Annotated in this window: 14 protein-coding genes and 2 pseudogenes; 4 read left to right on the plus strand and 12 right to left on the minus strand. The window is 62.5% G+C overall.

Translation table 11 applies throughout. From position 1 onward, the window contains the following. Positions 1–132: 132 nt before the first annotated feature. A pseudogene (locus tag JX325_RS06190) lies at positions 133–636 on the plus strand (glutamate--tRNA ligase family protein); the annotation flags it as partial. Positions 637–668: 32 nt separating this feature from the next. Here JX325_RS06190 and JX325_RS06195 read toward each other — a convergent pair. From JX325_RS06195 to JX325_RS06240, 11 genes are all read right to left on the minus strand, one after another. Further along, a complete protein-coding gene (locus tag JX325_RS06195) occupies positions 669–1,490 on the minus strand; it encodes a 4Fe-4S binding protein (RefSeq protein WP_204790286.1) in 822 nt (273 codons plus the stop codon). Between the two features lie 81 nt (positions 1,491–1,571). Next, on the minus strand, positions 1,572–1,781 hold the full coding sequence (locus JX325_RS06200; RefSeq protein WP_204790287.1) for a hypothetical protein: 210 nt from the start codon (positions 1,779–1,781) through the stop codon (positions 1,572–1,574). 66 nt (positions 1,782–1,847) lie between these two features. Further along, on the minus strand, positions 1,848–4,151 hold the full coding sequence (locus JX325_RS06205) for an ATP-dependent Clp protease ATP-binding subunit (RefSeq protein WP_204790288.1): 2,304 nt from the start codon (positions 4,149–4,151) through the stop codon (positions 1,848–1,850). An 84-nt stretch (positions 4,152–4,235) separates the two neighbouring features. Further along, complete coding sequence (locus tag JX325_RS06210; protein WP_204790289.1) at positions 4,236–4,940, minus strand: CvpA family protein; 705 nt, start codon at positions 4,938–4,940, stop codon at positions 4,236–4,238. A 58-nt stretch (positions 4,941–4,998) separates the two neighbouring features. Beyond that, positions 4,999–6,159 (minus strand): DUF5711 family protein, encoded by a 1,161-nt coding sequence (locus tag JX325_RS17985; RefSeq protein WP_243413953.1) that lies wholly within the window; start codon positions 6,157–6,159, stop codon positions 4,999–5,001. Continuing rightward, positions 6,152–6,907 (minus strand): tRNA pseudouridine(38-40) synthase TruA, encoded by a 756-nt coding sequence (gene truA / locus JX325_RS06215; protein ID WP_204790290.1) that lies wholly within the window; start codon positions 6,905–6,907, stop codon positions 6,152–6,154. The genes JX325_RS17985 and truA overlap by 8 nt, the downstream gene beginning before the upstream one ends. Positions 6,908–6,924: 17 nt before the next feature. Next, entirely contained in the window at positions 6,925–7,833 is a 909-nt protein-coding gene (locus JX325_RS06220) for a hypothetical protein (RefSeq protein WP_204790291.1), read from the minus strand. A 12-nt stretch (positions 7,834–7,845) separates the two neighbouring features. Beyond that, positions 7,846–8,652: an energy-coupling factor transporter transmembrane protein EcfT gene (locus JX325_RS06225; RefSeq protein WP_204790292.1), complete on the minus strand. Its 807-nt coding sequence runs from the start codon at positions 8,650–8,652 to the stop codon at positions 7,846–7,848. Further along, positions 8,646–9,509, minus strand: coding sequence for an energy-coupling factor transporter ATPase (locus JX325_RS06230; RefSeq protein ID WP_204790293.1), 864 nt, complete (start codon positions 9,507–9,509; stop codon positions 8,646–8,648). Before JX325_RS06230 ends, JX325_RS06225 begins: the two co-directional genes overlap by 7 nt. A 15-nt stretch (positions 9,510–9,524) precedes the next feature. Continuing rightward, complete coding sequence (locus JX325_RS06235) at positions 9,525–10,376, minus strand: energy-coupling factor transporter ATPase (protein WP_204790294.1); 852 nt, start codon at positions 10,374–10,376, stop codon at positions 9,525–9,527. 15 nt (positions 10,377–10,391) lie between these two features. Next, positions 10,392–11,255, minus strand: coding sequence for a class I SAM-dependent methyltransferase (locus tag JX325_RS06240; protein WP_204790295.1), 864 nt, complete (start codon positions 11,253–11,255; stop codon positions 10,392–10,394). Between the two features lie 196 nt (positions 11,256–11,451). On the opposite strand from JX325_RS06240, the gene JX325_RS06245 reads away from it, so the two are divergent. Further along, positions 11,452–11,799 carry a PadR family transcriptional regulator gene (locus tag JX325_RS06245; RefSeq protein WP_204790296.1) on the plus strand — a complete coding sequence of 116 codons (348 nt, stop codon included), beginning with the start codon at positions 11,452–11,454 and terminating at the stop codon, positions 11,797–11,799. After that, positions 11,786–13,153, plus strand: a pseudogene (locus tag JX325_RS17990) (permease prefix domain 1-containing protein). The gene JX325_RS06245 and the pseudogene JX325_RS17990 overlap by 14 nt, the downstream one beginning before the upstream one ends. A gap of 36 nt (positions 13,154–13,189) precedes the next feature. On the opposite strand, the gene JX325_RS06250 reads toward JX325_RS17990, so the two are convergent. Beyond that, a complete protein-coding gene (locus JX325_RS06250) occupies positions 13,190–13,822 on the minus strand; it encodes a GyrI-like domain-containing protein (protein ID WP_204790297.1) in 633 nt (210 codons plus the stop codon). 209 nt (positions 13,823–14,031) lie between these two features. On the opposite strand from JX325_RS06250, the gene JX325_RS06255 reads away from it, so the two are divergent. Continuing rightward, positions 14,032–14,938, plus strand: a 907-nt coding sequence (locus JX325_RS06255) for an S-layer homology domain-containing protein (protein ID WP_204790298.1), incomplete at its 3' end; no start/stop codon positions are given.

Below are 14,938 nucleotides of genomic sequence, written 5' to 3' on the forward strand. Positions count from 1 at the left end.
TCCTTCTCTCTCCCCTTCTCCCCCTCTTTCCTCTCCTCCTCCTTCTCTTTCCCCCCCTCCCTCTTGTTCCTTTTCCCCTCCCCCTTCCCCCCCCTTCCCCCCCCTCCCCCTCCTTCTCTTTCTCTCCTCCTCTCCCCTGCCCTGCGGCTGCGAGTGCCTGACAAGGAATATTCCTTCATCGATGGGCACATGGGGCCTTGCACCGAACATCTGGAACGGGACTGCGGGGATTTTCTCCTCCGCCGGTCCGACGGCATGTTTGCCTATCAGCTGGCGGTCGTGGTGGACGACGCCGCCATGGGTGTGACGGAGGTGGTCCGGGGGGCGGACCTGCTGTCCTCCACCCCCAGGCAATTGTATCTTTATCAGCTCCTGGGGCTGACGCCGCCGGAGTTTATCCACTTCCCCCTCCTGCTGGCCCCCGACGGACGGCGGCTTTCCAAGCGGGATGCCGACGCGGGGCTGGACAGCTTTCGGGGCCGGGTCACGGCGGAGGAACTGCTGGGGCGGCTGGCAGAGCTTGCGGGCTTTCACCCTTCCGGCGAGCCTGCTTCGGCAGAGGAACTGCTGGGGGAGTTTTCCTGGGAAAGGATTCCCCGGGAGGATATCCGGCTTCCGGCGGGTTTGTTTGAGTAAGAAAACCGGGGACTTACGTCCCCGGTTTTGCTTTATAGGAAGGTCTCCATTTCCTTGGGCTCCTGGAAATTTTTCTCCAGCATGGCCACATGGGAGAGAAACGCCGGGTCGTCGAAGTACTTGGCGTGGTGGGTGCATTTCCGCACGCAGGACTGGCACTTGATGCAGGTCCCCGGCACCTCCGCCACGTTCTTCGGATCGATGGCCCCCATGGGGCAGGTCCGGGCGCAGACGCCGCAGTTACAGCACTTGCCCAGGTCCGTTTTTGGCTTGGCCTTTAAAAACTTCACCGGCTCCCCGTCCAGGCCCTTGGGTATGTAATAGGGCGCTTCCGGGTCTCCCGGGACCTCCACCGGCGGCGGAACCGCTTCCAGCTTTCGAAGCTTTCCGGCAATCCCCTTGGCAAACTGCTGGATGGCCCGCTTGTCGTCCCAGTCGGGGCGGCCCTCCCCCAGGGCGTCGGTAAAGGCGTGGCGGCCCGGGAAGGCCCCCGCCGCCACGGTATGAAAGCCCTTGGCCTCCAAGAGGGCGCAGAGCTCCGCCAGGGAGTTCTCATAGGCCCGGTTGCCAAAGGTCACCGCCGCCACCGCCAGAGCTCCGCTTCCTTGAAGCCGGGCCTGAAAATCCGGGGCAATTTTATTGGGCATCCGGCCCGCGTAGGTGGGAGAGCCCACGATAACCAGCTCCCCCTTGCCGAAGCTCAAATTCTCCTCCCGCTCTCCCGGCTTTGTGAAGCTCCGGCAGGTCAGGGGCAGGGACAGCTCCGCCGCCAGGGCCTCCGCCAGGGTGCGGACCACCTTGTCCGTCACGCCGGTGGCGCTGTAAGAAAGGGCTGTGATTTGCCGCAGTTCCATAAAAGGCCTCCTGTTCAGTCTTTGTGAAGCCGCCCCGGCGAAAGTCCTCGCCGGGGCGGCTTCGTATGAATTCCAAGGGACTCAGAGAGAAAAATCCTCCTCGCTGAGCTTCCTGGTGTCCAGCGCCGCCGGGCGGGGCGGAACGCGCTTCAAGGGGTCGTAACGAAACGCCCGGCAGGAGTGCTCCACCGGCACCACGCCCCGTTTCACACAGGCCACCTCCCGCTCGTTGAGCTGCTGGCCCCGCTTGCAGTAAGCACAGCGGGGATCGATGTCTTTCCGAAAAAGCATAGGGTCCTCCCTCTCCCGCCGGGCGGCGGAAAGTCCCCGGCTTTTATCAAAAATCGCAGACGCGGCTTAAAGCGTCTGTAGGCAGACGTGTTCGTTTTCGGCGGCGGCGTTGATGCCGATGATCGGCTCTGCATAGCTGTTGATGATTTTCGTCGCCATGGGGTCCTCCAGCTCCTTCTGGATGGTCCGGCGGAGATTCCGGGCCCCATAGGTCCGGGAATAAGACTTCTTGGTCAGGAAGTCCACCAGGGTGGCGTCGTAGGTAAAGGTAATGCCCTTCTCCTTCAAGGAGTCCCGCAGCTCGTCCAGCATAATCCGGGCGATGGACTGGAAGTCCTTCTCAGAGAGGCGGTTGAAGGTGATCACCGCGTCCACTCGGTTGATGAACTCCGGCCGGAGGAACTGCTGAAGGGCCTTCANGGCCTTTTCGCTGTCCTGCTGGCTGAGGCTCCGGTCAAAGCCCACGGTCCCCTCCTTGGTGGCGCTTCCGGCGTTGGAGGTCATGACGATGATGGTGTTTTCAAAGTTCACCTTCCGTCCGTGGGCGTCGGTGATTTCGCCGTCGTCCAGGATTTGCAGAAGGACGTTCAGCACGTCGGGGTGGGCCTTTTCAATCTCGTCGAAAAGGACGACGGCGTAGGGCTTCCGGCGGATTTTCTCCGTCAGCTGGCCCGCCTCGTCATAGCCCACGTAGCCCGGAGGAGAACCCACGATGCGGGAGACGGAGTGCTTTTCCATAAACTCCGACATGTCCAGGCGAATTAAGGCGTCGGGGGTATTGAACAGATCCGTGGCCAACTGCTTCACCAGCTCCGTTTTTCCTACGCCGGTGGAGCCCACAAAGATGAAGCTGACGGGCTTGTGCTTGGGGGAGATGCCCACCCGGTTCCGGCGGACGGCGGCGGACACGGCCTCGATGGCCTCGTCCTGGCCGATGATGTGGTCTTTCAGGCGTTCCTCCAGCTGGCTGAGGCGCTGGAACTCCTGCTCCCGGATGCGGGAAGCGGGAATCTTGGTCCACAGCTCGATGACATGGGCCAGATTCTCCATGCTCAGCTGGGGCTGGCCCTTCTCTTCAATGACGCTGAGCTCCGTGGAGAGCTGGAGGTCCCGGCTTTTCAGCTCCGCCATGCGGGCGTAGTCCTCCTCGGACTTCTCCTCTTTCTCCTCCAGCATGGTCCGCTCCTTGGCGTAGTCGTCCATCTCCCGCTGAATCTGCATCCGCCGGGAGATGTCCGGGTCCTTCAAGTTCAGATCCGAACTCGCCTCGTCGATAAGGTCAATGGCCTTATCGGGCAAAAACCGGTCCGTGATGTAGCGCTCGCTGAGCAGCACCGCCTGGCGGAGGATGCCCTCCGTCAGCTTGACGCCGTGGAACTCCTCGTACTTGGGAGCCAGGCCCTTCAAAATCTTGATGGAATCCTCCACGGATGGCTCGTTCACCGTCACCGGCTGGAAGCGCCGCTCCAGAGCGGAATCCTTTTCAATGTGCTTGCGGTATTCGTTGAAGGTGGTGGCGCCGATAACCTGGATCTCTCCCCGGCTCAGGGCGGGCTTTAAGATGTTCGCCGCGTTCATGCTGCCCTCGGCGTCTCCCGCTCCCACCAGGTTGTGGACCTCGTCGATCATCAATATAATGTTCCCCAGGCGCTTCACCTCGTCGATGAGGCCCTTCATCCGGCTTTCGAACTGGCCCCGGAACTGGGTGCCCGCCACCAAAGCCGTCAGGTCCAGGAGGTAGACCTCCTTCTCCCGGAGCTTGAAGGGCACGTCGCCCTCGGCGATGCGCTGGGACAACCCCTCGGCAATGGCGGTCTTGCCCACGCCGGGCTCACCGATAAGGCAGGGGTTGTTCTTTTGGCGGCGGTTCAGAATCTGGACCACCCGCTCAATCTCCTCCGCCCGGCCGATGACCGGGTCCAGCTTGCCGTCCTTGGCCTTCTGGGTCAGGGAGATGCAGTAGTTCTCCAAATACTTCCGCTTGGTATTTTTGGAGGACTCCTTTTTCTCCCGGCGCTCGCTCCGGCCCTCCTCGGCGCTCTCCTTGGAAGGCTCTCCGCCGGAGAACAGGCGGTTCAAGAAGGGGAAGGTGGCGGTCTTGCCCTCTTCCTCCTCGTCTCCTTCCTCTCCACCGGGCAGGTCCTCAATATTTTCCACGCCGTTCATAGCCTGCATCATTTCGCTGTTCAGGGTTTCCAGGTCCTCATCGGAAATCCCCAGGCGCTTCATCATGTCGTCCACCTGGGGAAGCCCCAGCTCCTTGGCGCATTTCAGGCACAGGCCCTCGTTGATGGTTCTCTCGCCGTCCAGCTTTGAAATTAAGACCACGGCGACGTTTTTCTTGCATCTGGAACAAAGTGTCGGCTGCATACCTCTTAAACCTCCACGCGCCCTCCGGCGCTGATCGTTTGATATCGGGCCTCACGAAGGCCCCCCGGCCTGGCCGGGGAATTGTCATATCCCCAGGAACTTCAAAGCATCCAGGGGCGTATGAGTGGTGAAAAACCGAAAAATCCGGCTGCTTTCCTGTCCGTCGAAGGAGACGCCCACCAGGCGCAGCGTCCACACCGCCAAAAACAGCAGCAGCGCCCCCTCCGCCAGGCCGATCATTCCACCTCCAAAGGCGTTGAGCCCATGGAGGCCCGGCAGTCTCAAAACCGCATCCAGCATCCTCACCAGCAGATGCAGCGCAAGGGACAGCAGGACAAAGGAAATCATGTACAGCACGCCGTAGAGCGCGGATTGGGCCACGCTCTCAATCACGGCGGTTATCACCTGGACTCCGGTGTCCCGCACGGCGTCCTGGGCCCGGAAAGCCAGGGCGTTCCGCTGGACCTTGTCGATTCCCAGCAGCTCCAGCATTTCCGCAATGGACAGATGATCCTCCAAGTCGCCTTCTTCCACCGGCCCGCCGCCGGAGGAACGCCGCTCCCGGATGGCCTCGTCCAGGCGGGCCTCGATCCGCTTCTCAATGACAGGGGCAATGACCTTCGCCGCCGGGGCCGACAGGGCCGAGGCGATAATTCCCGCCCCCGCCAGGGACAGGGCCAGCACCAGCAGCCCCGCCAGGGTCCGCAGCAGGCCCTTCCAGGCTCCCCAGACCGCGAAGCCCGCCAGCACCACCACGGCAACAGCATCTATTATAACAGGTGTCGTCAAACTTTCCTACCTCTTCCCATGTAAACGTTTTGTGAACACGCCGCTTATTTTCATACAGTCAAGGCAAAAACAGGCTGGCGGAACCGGCGGACAGCAGCAGGGCCGACCCGTCGGAGCGCATCAGGACTCCCCGGGCGTCCCCCGTCCCCTGGAGGGTGGCGTAGGGCTGGAGGTCCTGATTATACACCGCCAGGCGGTCCGAGTAAAGCACCGCCAGATACCGGCCGGAGGCGGAGATGTCCAGCACCTCTTCCCGCACGTCCAGGGAGCCCAGGACCTCGCCGTCCTTGTCCACAGTGACCAGCCGCCCCACGCTGCCGGAGCGGTAGCGGTTCAAAAGCAGCGCCGCGAAGCCCATGCCCCCCAGGTCGTATTCCCGGAGGTAGGCCCCGCCGTAAGAATAGGTCCCGGCAATCTCTCCGTTGGCTCCGGCAAACGTCAGAGCCGTGTCGGAAACGGTCACCAGCCGTCCNTCCTGNTCTCCAACGGCGGCCACCAGTCCGCCGGAGATGCTGTAGTCCGCCGCCGGTTCCGTCTCCGGCATTTGATAGAGCACAATGCTGCTGACAAAGACGCCGTTCTCCTGTCCCAGGGTCACCGCCGCCAGAGAATCCTCCAGGACGTATCCGTCCGAGACGAAACGCTTGGAAGATTTGAACTCGAAGTCCGGCTCCAGTCCCAAGGCCCGGTCGTAGACCTTAACGCTGCCCTTATAGCCCTTTTTCTGAGCCGTCACCGCCAGGGCCCCGTTTTTGTTCAGCGTGGCGGCTATGTAGGGCTCCTCCTCGTCGGCGGTAAGCTCCAGCAGCAAACCTGTCTGGTCCAGCACATACAGCGACGTCCCCCCCACGTCGTAAGCCGCCGCCCTTCCTCCGCCGGAGACCAGGGCCGGGGCCGTCATGGTCACAGGGGCGGACCAAACCTCCTCCCCCGCGCCGTTGTAAAGGCTCAGCGACGCGTACGACAGCACCACTAAGCTCTCTCCCAGAAGGGCATAGCGGTTCTTAGACGAGGCGTCATAGTGATAGACCGTCGCGCCGCCNACCTGCTCCGAGCGCCCATAATGGAGGTAGCGCCGGAGGATGTCGAAGCCCGTCCCGTCCCGGTAGGCCGCGAAAAGCACCACCAGGAGCACCGCCGCCAGCAGCAGCAGGAAGCTCAGGAAGCTGCGGACGGGATGCTTCCCCTCTTTGGACTTGTCCACGCGTTTCTCACTCATTCAGCCGTTCATCCTCATACCAGATTCTCGTCAGGTACAGCGCCCCCGGGGGCACCGTGGGCCCCGCCAGGGTCCGGTCCCCGCTCTCCAAAATGGCGGGGATATCCTCCGGGGCAAATTTCCCCTCGGCGGCGTAAAGCAGGGTCCCCGTAATGGCCCGGACCATGTTGTACAAAAAGCCGTCGGCGCAGACCCGGAGTTCCAGCAAATCCCCGCTCCGGGTCACGTCGCACCAGTAAATGGTCCGCACGGTGGTTTTCGTCTCCGTGCCCACCGAGCGGACGGCCCGGAAATCGTGGGTCCCCACAAACATATGGGCGGCTTGGTTCAAAAAGTCCTCATCCAGCCGTTTTGGGTAAAAGTAGGCCCGGTTCACGTAGAAGGGATTTTTGAAGCGGGAGTTGTAAATGCGGTAGGTGTATTCCTTTTTGACGCAGGAGCCGATGGCGTTGAAGTCCTCCCCCACCTCCACCGCCTCCCGGACGGCGATGTCCTCCGGGGTGTGGGTGTTGATGGCGTAGGGCATCCGGTCAATGGGGATGCGGCTCTCCGTGCGGAAATTGGCCACGTACCGCTCCGCGTGGACCCCGGCGTCCGTCCTTCCGCAGCCCGTCAGGTGGACAGGCTCCCCGCAGACCTTGGAGATGGCCTTTTGCAGGGTCTCGCAGACGGAGGCGGCGTTTTTCTGCACCTGCCAGCCGTGGTAGGCGGTGCCGTTGTAGGTAAGTTTCAGGGCGATGTTGCGCATGTGCCGCCTCCTTCTTGTCAGTCCCAGGTGAGCTTGGGCCAGAAGTCCTCCGGGCCGTGCTCCCGGGCAATTCCGCTCTCGCCGATGGACCACTGCTCCAGGTCAAATTCATAGCCCAGGCCGGACGTGTCCCGGCAGAAGAAGGACAGAGTAAATTCGTCCCCCATACCGGCCTCGGCAATCAGGCCCTTCTCAGGGTCACAGGTATAATTTTCGATAGTCTCCCCATACTTGGCGGTTTGCTCCACGGCAACGTCCCCATTCCGCCGGAGGCGGAACACCGCGTCTTTGACCTCCGGGGCCCCGCTCCCCTTGGAGCCCTGCAAGTTGACTTCATAAAAAGACAGGTCAAAGATTCCGCCCCCGTCTTTTTCTCGGGTGTAGTTTGCACTGGAGCCGCCGCAACCGGCAAGCTGAACCGGCAGCAGCGTGGCTGTGTCCCCCAGATAGCCCAGGTCCTCCAGCCGCCGGCTCTCGCCGTTTTGAATGACGGCTTCCAGTGCATACTCCCGGTGGCCCCCCACAGGCAGCTTCAATGTGCCGGTAAGGCGCCCGCTCTTGCCGCCGCGCAAGGGTTCCGAGCCGGTTTTCCCATCAAGGAGGGAGGTCCAGTTCACCCACACCTCCGTGTCCACGCTCCACTCCTTCAAGGACAAATCCACCGTCACATCCAGAACCCGCTGTTCTTTGTTCACGGCGGTGGTGTACTCCCAGTCCAGGACCGCCGCATCCGCTTCCCGCATCGCCCGCTGCACAACCTGAATCCGCTCGTCAAGACGCCTTGTCTCCGTTTGCAGATTAGCCTCGGTCCTTCTCAGATCTTCCCGCAGGTCCGAAATCTGCCGGAGCTGCCAGAGGTTCAGGCACACTAAAAGCAGACAGAGGACCAGCGTCAAAACCTGTATCTGTCTTTTCTTTCCCTCCATTTACCCTCCTCCTCAAAGGCCAACGGCCCTCATGGCAATCACGCCCGCCAGAATCAGAACCCCCAGGNTCAGGGCGATGTAGTCCCGGCGCTCGTACTTCAAAATATGGAGCTTCGTCCGGCCCTCGCCGCCGTGGTAACAGCGGCACTCCATGGCCGTGGCCAGCTCGTCCGCCCGGCGGAAGGCGCTGATGAACAGCGGCACCAGGATGGGCACCAGGGCCTTCGCCTTTTCCATCAGGTTCCCGCTCTCGAAATCCGCCCCCCGGGCCTTCTGGGCGGACATGATTTTATCCGTCTCCTCAATCAGNGTGGGAATGAACCGCAGGGCGATGGACATGATCATGGTCAGCTCGTGAACCGNAACGNGGAAGCGCTTCAAGCCGTTCAGCAGCCGCTCCAGGCCGTCGGTAAGGCTGATGGGGCTGGTGGTGTAGGTCATGAGGAAGGTTCCCATGATGAGGAGCATGATCCGCAGGACCATAAAGGCGGCGTTTCGCAGGCCCGTGTCCGTGACCTGAAAGGGCCCCCAGGCCCAGAGCTCGGTGGCCCCGGGCGTGAAAAATAGGTTCAGGACGCCGGTGAAGACGATGATGAACAGCACCGGCTTCAAGCCCTTCACCAGGGCTTTGAGCCCCACCCCGGAGACACGGACACAGACCGCCAGCACCAGGGCCATCAGGCCGTAGGCCAGGAAGCTCTTGGCGGTAAACAGGGCGGTAATATACAGCACCACCAGCAGGATCTTTGTCCGGGGGTCCAGCCTGTGGGCTGCGGTATTTCCCGGGAAATACTGGCCCAGGGTGATGTCCTTCAGCATGGAGCCCCGCCCCCTTTCAGAGCCAGGAGCTGGCGCTCCAAGTCCTCCCCGGTGTAAACAGCGGGGTCGATGGGAAGCCCCCGGTCCCGGAGGGACATGGCCACACGGGTGATCTGGGGCACGTCCAGCCCGGCGGAAAGAAGCTCCTCCGCCCGGGTGAAAATCTCCGCCGGGGTCCCGCTCATCAAAATATGAGCGGATTTCAGCACCAGGATACGGTCCACGTTCTGGGCGATTTCGTCCATGCTGTGGCTGACCAGAAGGATGGTGGCGTTCTTATGCCGGTGGTACTCCCGGATGTTCGCCATCAGATTCTCCCGGCCCGCCGGGTCCAGGCCCGCCGTGGGCTCGTCCAGCACCAGCACCTTGGGCTCCATGGCCAGGACTCCCGCCAGGGCCACCCGGCGCTTCTGTCCGCCGGAGAGCTCAAAGGGGGATTTCTCCAGCTGCTCGTCCCGAAGGCCCACCAGCCGCGCCGCCTCCCGGACGGCGTGGTCCAAGGCCTCCCCCGTCTTCCCCTGGTTCCTGGGGCCGAAGGAGATATCCTTATAAACCGTTTCCTCAAAGAGCTGGTACTCCGGGTACTGGAACACCAGGCCCACCTGGAAGCGGACGCTTCGTATTTTTTTCGGCTCGGCCCAGATGTCCTTTCCGTCCAGCAAAATCTGCCCGGACGTGGGCTTTAAGAGGCCGTTCAGGTGCTGTATCAGGGTGGATTTCCCGGACCCGGTGTGGCCGATGATGCCCAGGAACTCTCCTTGTTCCACAGCAAAGCTGACGTCTTCCACCGCGCTGCGNCGGAAGGGCGTCCCGATANCNTAGGTATGGGTCAGGTTTTTAATCTCCAGGATAGGCAAGGCTTCGTTCCTCCGTCAGTCGTTCTTCAAAGCCCCGGCAATGGCGGCGGCGCAGTCCTCCGCCCGCAGGGCGTCCAGGGGCACGTCCCATNCCTTTTGCCGGAGGCGGTCNAGCAGGTCCACGGTATCCGGCGCCGTCAGGCCCAGGTGCNGGAGGCGGGTCACCTGGCTGAACACCTCCTCCGGCGTTCCGTCCAGGTCCACCCGGCCGTCGTTCATAACGACAACGCGGTCCGCGTCCTCCGCCTCGTTCATGTGGTGGGTAATCAAAACCACCGTGATGCCCTTTTCCCTGTTCAAGCGGTGAATGGTGGACAGCACTTCCCGCCGCCCAATGGGGTCCAGCATGGCGGTGGCCTCGTCCAGGACGACGCAGGCGGGCTCCANGGCGATGACCCCGGCGATGGCGATGCGCTGCTTCTGCCCGCCGGAAAGAAGGTGGGGCGCGTGGGTGACGAATTCGTCCATGCCCACGGCCTTCAAGGCCCCGTCCACCCGGCGGCGGATTTCCTCCGTGGGCACGCCCAGGTTCTCCGGGGCGAAGGCCACGTCCTCCTCCACCACGTTGGCGACGATCTGGTTGTCCGGGTTCTGGAACACCATACCCACCNGCTGGCGGATGGCCAGGAGCAGGTCCTGATCCAGGGTGTCCATGCCCTCCACGTACACCTTCNCCCCGGCGGGAAGGAGCCCGGCGTTGAAGGTCTTGGCCAGGGTGGATTTTCCGGAGCCATTGTGGCCCAGGATAACCACAAAGCTGCCCTTTTTAATTTCCAGGTCCACGCCCCGGAGGGCATAGACGGGCTTTTGCCCCTCGTCCGCCGGATAGGCAAAACGGAGGCTCTCGGTTTGGATCATATCAGGCATCTCGTTTCCCACTTTCTATTCTGAGAACCATCTCCCCGTGGCCCCGCAGGGCAGGGCCAGGCCCGTGGCCGTAACGGGAAGGCCCAGCTCATCCCACGTACACTTCCCGCCGTACTTCTCCTTCACCAAAAGGTTCAAAAGGTAGCCCAGCACCGACGGGGCCAGGCCCGTGGTATAGGAGTTGATCAGCACAAACAGGGGCTTGTCCGACAGCACCCCGGCGCAGAGCTTCACAAAGGGATACAGGTTCTCCTCCAGCTTCCAGACCTCCCCGCCGGGGCCCCGGCCATAGCTGGGCGGGTCCATCACGATGGCGTCGTAGGACTTCCCCCGGCGGATCTCCCGCTCTACGAACTTGGCACAGTCGTCCACAATCCAGCGGATGGGGGCCTCCCCCAGGCCGGAGAGCCTGGCGTTTTCCCGGGCCCAGGCCACCATGCCTTTGGCGGCGTCCACATGGCAGACGCTGGCCCCGGCCCTGGCGCAGGCCGCGGTGGCCCCGCCGGTATAGGCAAAGAGGTTCAGCACCCGGACGGGCCGCCCGGCGTTTTTGATTTTTTCCGCCATAAAGTCCCAGTTTACGGCCTGTTCGGGAAACAGGCCCGTGTGCTTGAAGTTCATGGGCTTCACCTGGAAGGTCAGGTCCCGGTACCGGATCTTCCAGCTCTCCGGCAGGGCCTTTTTCTCCCAGTGCCCTCCCCCGGTGGAAGAACGGAGATACCGCCCCCCCGCCTTTTTCCAGGCCGGGTGCTCCCTGGGCGTCTCCCAGATGGCCTGAGGGTCCGGGCGGACCAGCACCTGGCGGTCCCAGCGCTCCAGGCGCTCCCCGCCGCCGCAGTCCAGCAGCTCATAGTCCTCCCATCGGTCCGCAATCCACATAGCCCGCCCTCCCGTTCTCTACGATATAATAAATCAGGTTATTATACCGCCCTTATGGGCATTTCGTCAACCTTTCCTTGCCGGATTTAGGAAGAAGCCACAAAAAATTTCCAATCTCGCCTCTTGACATAGATAGACAGCCGATATATAATGCAGGCACTAATATATCGACTGTCTATCTATAAGGAGGCGCGCTATGGAACTGGNAAAGAGCCTGGTCAGCGGGAGCATGTCCCTGCTAGTGCTGAAGCTGCTGGAAGGCGGAGATCTCTACGGGTANCAGATGATCGCGGAGCTCCGGCGGCGGAGCGACGACACCTTCCGCCTCAAGGCGGGGACCCTCTACCCCCTCCTCCACAGCCTGGAGGAAAAGGGGTTTGTCACCGCCTATGAGCAAACGGCGGAGTCCGGGAAAACCCGGCGGTATTACCACCTGACCAAGCAGGGCCGGAGCGCGCTCCAGGAGAAGGAAACGGNCTGGAACGCCTACGCCCGTGCCGTGGGCCGGGTTCTGAAAGGGGGCGCGTGCCTTGCCGGAGCGTAAGACCATCGCCGCCTATCTGGAGGCGGTGCAGGGGCAGATTCGCTGGAAGCGGGCCCGNNCCGTGCTGGTCNNGGNGNTGGNGCGGCACCTGGAGGACCAGCGAGACGATTTCCTAAAAGAGGGCAAGGCCCCCGATGAGGCGGAGCGGCTGGCGGCGGAGGACATGGGCGACCCGGTGACGGTCGGAACAGAGCTGGACCGGATCCACCGGCCCCGGCCCCAATGGGGATTGCTGGGGCTGACCATTGCCCTGGCGGCAATCGGGGTGGTCCTGCGGGTGCTTTTCCGCCAGTCCTATGTCCAGCAGATGGGTATCACGAGGTTCCTGGCCTCCCTGGGCCTGGGCACAGCGGCCATGCTGGGGATGTACTTTTTCGACGTGTCCCGGCTGGTCCGGCACGNAAGGGCCGTGTACGGCGGAGGTTTGGCAGNATCGCTCCTGCCCTTGGTATTTTTGCGTTCTCGTTACTACATGTATTACATTACCCTTGCGGCGGCATTAAGCCCCCTCGTCTACGCTTTCTNGCTCTACAGCTTTCGGGGCAAGGGCTGGAAAGGCCTTTTACTTACCACTCTGGGCGGCGGCTTTCTGGCGTTGGCCTCCCGCTGTTGGTTCAATCTGTCAGGGACGTTCCTGCTGCTGTTCTCCGGTTTGATCCTNACCCTCTCCGCGGCGGGCCGGGACTGGTTCGGCGTGGGCCGTTGGAAAGGTGCGGGCGCAGTCCTGGCCGTCGCTTTCGGACTCCTGGCTTTTCTCTTTCTCAAGGGCTATCTCAATTCCTTCCTGCTCCGGGTGNTGATTGCCCTCCGGCCGGAGCTGGAGAAAGAGCACCGGGGTTACATGGGCTGGGTGCTGCATATGTTCTGGGAGGACGTTCCTCCCCTGCGGAGCGTCGGCGGCNAAGCCGCCATGCCGGTCAACGCCGGGGCCCGGATCTTCGGCGGCGGCCAGGAGCTTCGGCCCATTGACTTTTCCCACGACTTCCTCCCCGCCTCCNTGGCGGTGGCCTGGGGCTGGTTTCCCCTGGCGCTCCTGCTGGCGGCGCTGACCATCCTGCTCCTCTGGATGCTGGTGAAGGGCCTGCGGCAGAGCTATCTGCCGGGCCATTTCGTGGTGCTGGCGGTGGTCCTGACCCTGGGATTTCAGACGCTGTTCAGCGCGGCGCTGAATTTCGGCTTTGTGCTGTTCTCCGCCAGCCTGCCCCTGGTGGTGGGGAACTTCCAGACGGTGGTGGACATGGCGCTCATCGGCCTGGCCCTGTCGGTGTTCCGGGGGGACTCCATCGCCCGGGAGGAACCGGGCAGGCCGGTCCCGCAGAGGAAACGGCTGCGGATCAGATTCGAGTATCAATGAAAAGAGCCTCCCCGCCGCGCGGCGGGGAGGCTCTTTTTACACCTTCCNGATTGGGTGGCGGATAACGGTCTTCCACCTCTCCNGCGGGACCCGCCTGGCGTCGGTGAGGTAGATTTCATGGTGCCGCCGGGCCTCGCTCAGGTCGCCGGCATAGCCCTGCTCCTCTATAAATGCGTCCATTTTCGCCACCGACTCCGGTTCGGAGTCGAAGGAGCCCAGATGCATGATCTGGACGCAGAGGCCCTCCTCCACTGTCCAGAACTCCGCAGCGGAGCAATCCAGCTTCTTTTTCCGGGAGGCGGTCTCCGCCGCCCAGGCGAAGTCCGCCGGGGTCACAAAGTCCGGCAGGCGGATGGCGGAGGTCCAGAGGAAGCCGTCCTTGTTCCCATAATCTATGCCGCTTCCCCCCTCCTGCCGCCAGAAGCCCTCCAGGGGCGGAACCACGTACTCGAAAAAGCCCTCAATGCGGTAGTCGCTCTTATAGCTCATTTTCAGGGTATAGGCCACGGCGTACAGCACGCCCATGGCCCGCTGGTAGGCCCCGCCCTCCTGGTTGGGGTCTCCCCTGCCCTGCACGGCAATATAGTTCACCTCCGGCACCGTCACAATTTCCGGTCTGTCCTTGGGCAGATAGAACTCCTTGAACTGTTTCTTGAAATCAAAGGCCATACGAACCCTCCCTTTCCATGGATAGTTTAACAGTTTTTTGAAAAAACGCAAGCGCATGTTATTTCTGGAAATCCGCCCCGGAATATTGACCGGGAGGCAAATTTCCTATATAATGGGCAATTAACAGCGTGGACCCCTGCCGCGGCCCCGTCATGCGGCGGACTTTTTTTACATACCCNCTCGACAAAAACCGACGAAAGGAACCTGCTATGCGTCTTATTCGACAGCGTATTCTCTCCGGCCTCCTGGCCGGGGCCCTGCTCCTCACGCCCGCTTTGGCCTTCACCGACACAACCGGCCATTGGGCTGAATCCGCCGTCAACAAATGGAGCCAGGAGTACGGCGTGCTCCAGGGCTACGACGACGGGTCCTTTAAACCGGACGCCTCCATCACCCGGGGGGCCTTCGCCGGGATTCTGGACCGTTTCCTCCAGTTCCAGGCCGCCGCCCCCGCCGGGACCTTCTCCGACACCAAGGGGAGCCGCTGGGAGGACTCCATTTTAAAGCTCAACGCCGCCGGGGTGTACCTGGGCAGCGAGGGCAAGGCCCTTCCGGGGGACAGCATCACCCGCCAGCAGGCCATGACCATGGTGGCCCGGGCCTTCCAGCTGGGCGGGACAGACAACGCCCTGGCCTATCACGACGAGGCGCAGATCGCAGGCTATGCCCGTCCCTACATCGCCGAGCTCACCGCCCGGGGCTGGATCACCGACGCGGCGGAGGGAAGCTTCCGCCCCACGGAGCCCCTGACCCGGGCGGAGCTGGTGAACCTGCTGAACAACATGATCCAAGTCCTGATCCAAACCAGCNGAAGCTATTCCAGCAATGTGGAGGGCAGCCTACTTATCAACGCCGCGGGCGGCGCGGAGCTGTCCAATATGACCGTCACCGGAGACCTGCTCATTGCCCCCGGCGTCACTGGGGCCGTCACTCTGGACAACGTTACCGTCACCGGGGAAATTCGGAATTTCAGCTCCGNCACGCCGCAGATCCTCAGCACTCCGGCCGAGGCCCCCGTCACGCCTGTAGATCCGGTGACCCCGGTGCAGCCCACCCCGCCCGAAGAGCCCGGGACCCCCGGCTCGGGGGATGACTTTGACGGGGGCATTGTTGTGG

Source organism: Oscillibacter sp. CU971 (genome assembly GCF_905219725.1).
Classification (GTDB): Bacteria; Bacillota; Clostridia; order Oscillospirales; family Oscillospiraceae; genus Oscillibacter.

Bases quoted from the DNA above. Each gene is read 5' to 3' on its own strand.
- JX325_RS06240 (WP_204790295.1), bottom strand. From the start codon at position 11,255: ATGTGGATTGCGGACCGATGGGAGGACTATGAGCTGCTGGACTGCGGC.
- truA (WP_204790290.1), bottom strand. From the start codon at position 6,907: ATGCGCAACATCGCCCTGAAACTTACCTACAACGGCACCGCCTACCAC.
- JX325_RS06195 (WP_204790286.1), bottom strand. From the start codon at position 1,490: ATGGAACTGCGGCAAATCACAGCCCTTTCTTACAGCGCCACCGGCGTG.
- JX325_RS06220 (WP_204790291.1), bottom strand. From the start codon at position 7,833: ATGGAGGGAAAGAAAAGACAGATACAGGTTTTGACGCTGGTCCTCTGT.
- JX325_RS06200 (WP_204790287.1), bottom strand. From the start codon at position 1,781: ATGCTTTTTCGGAAAGACATCGATCCCCGCTGTGCTTACTGCAAGCGG.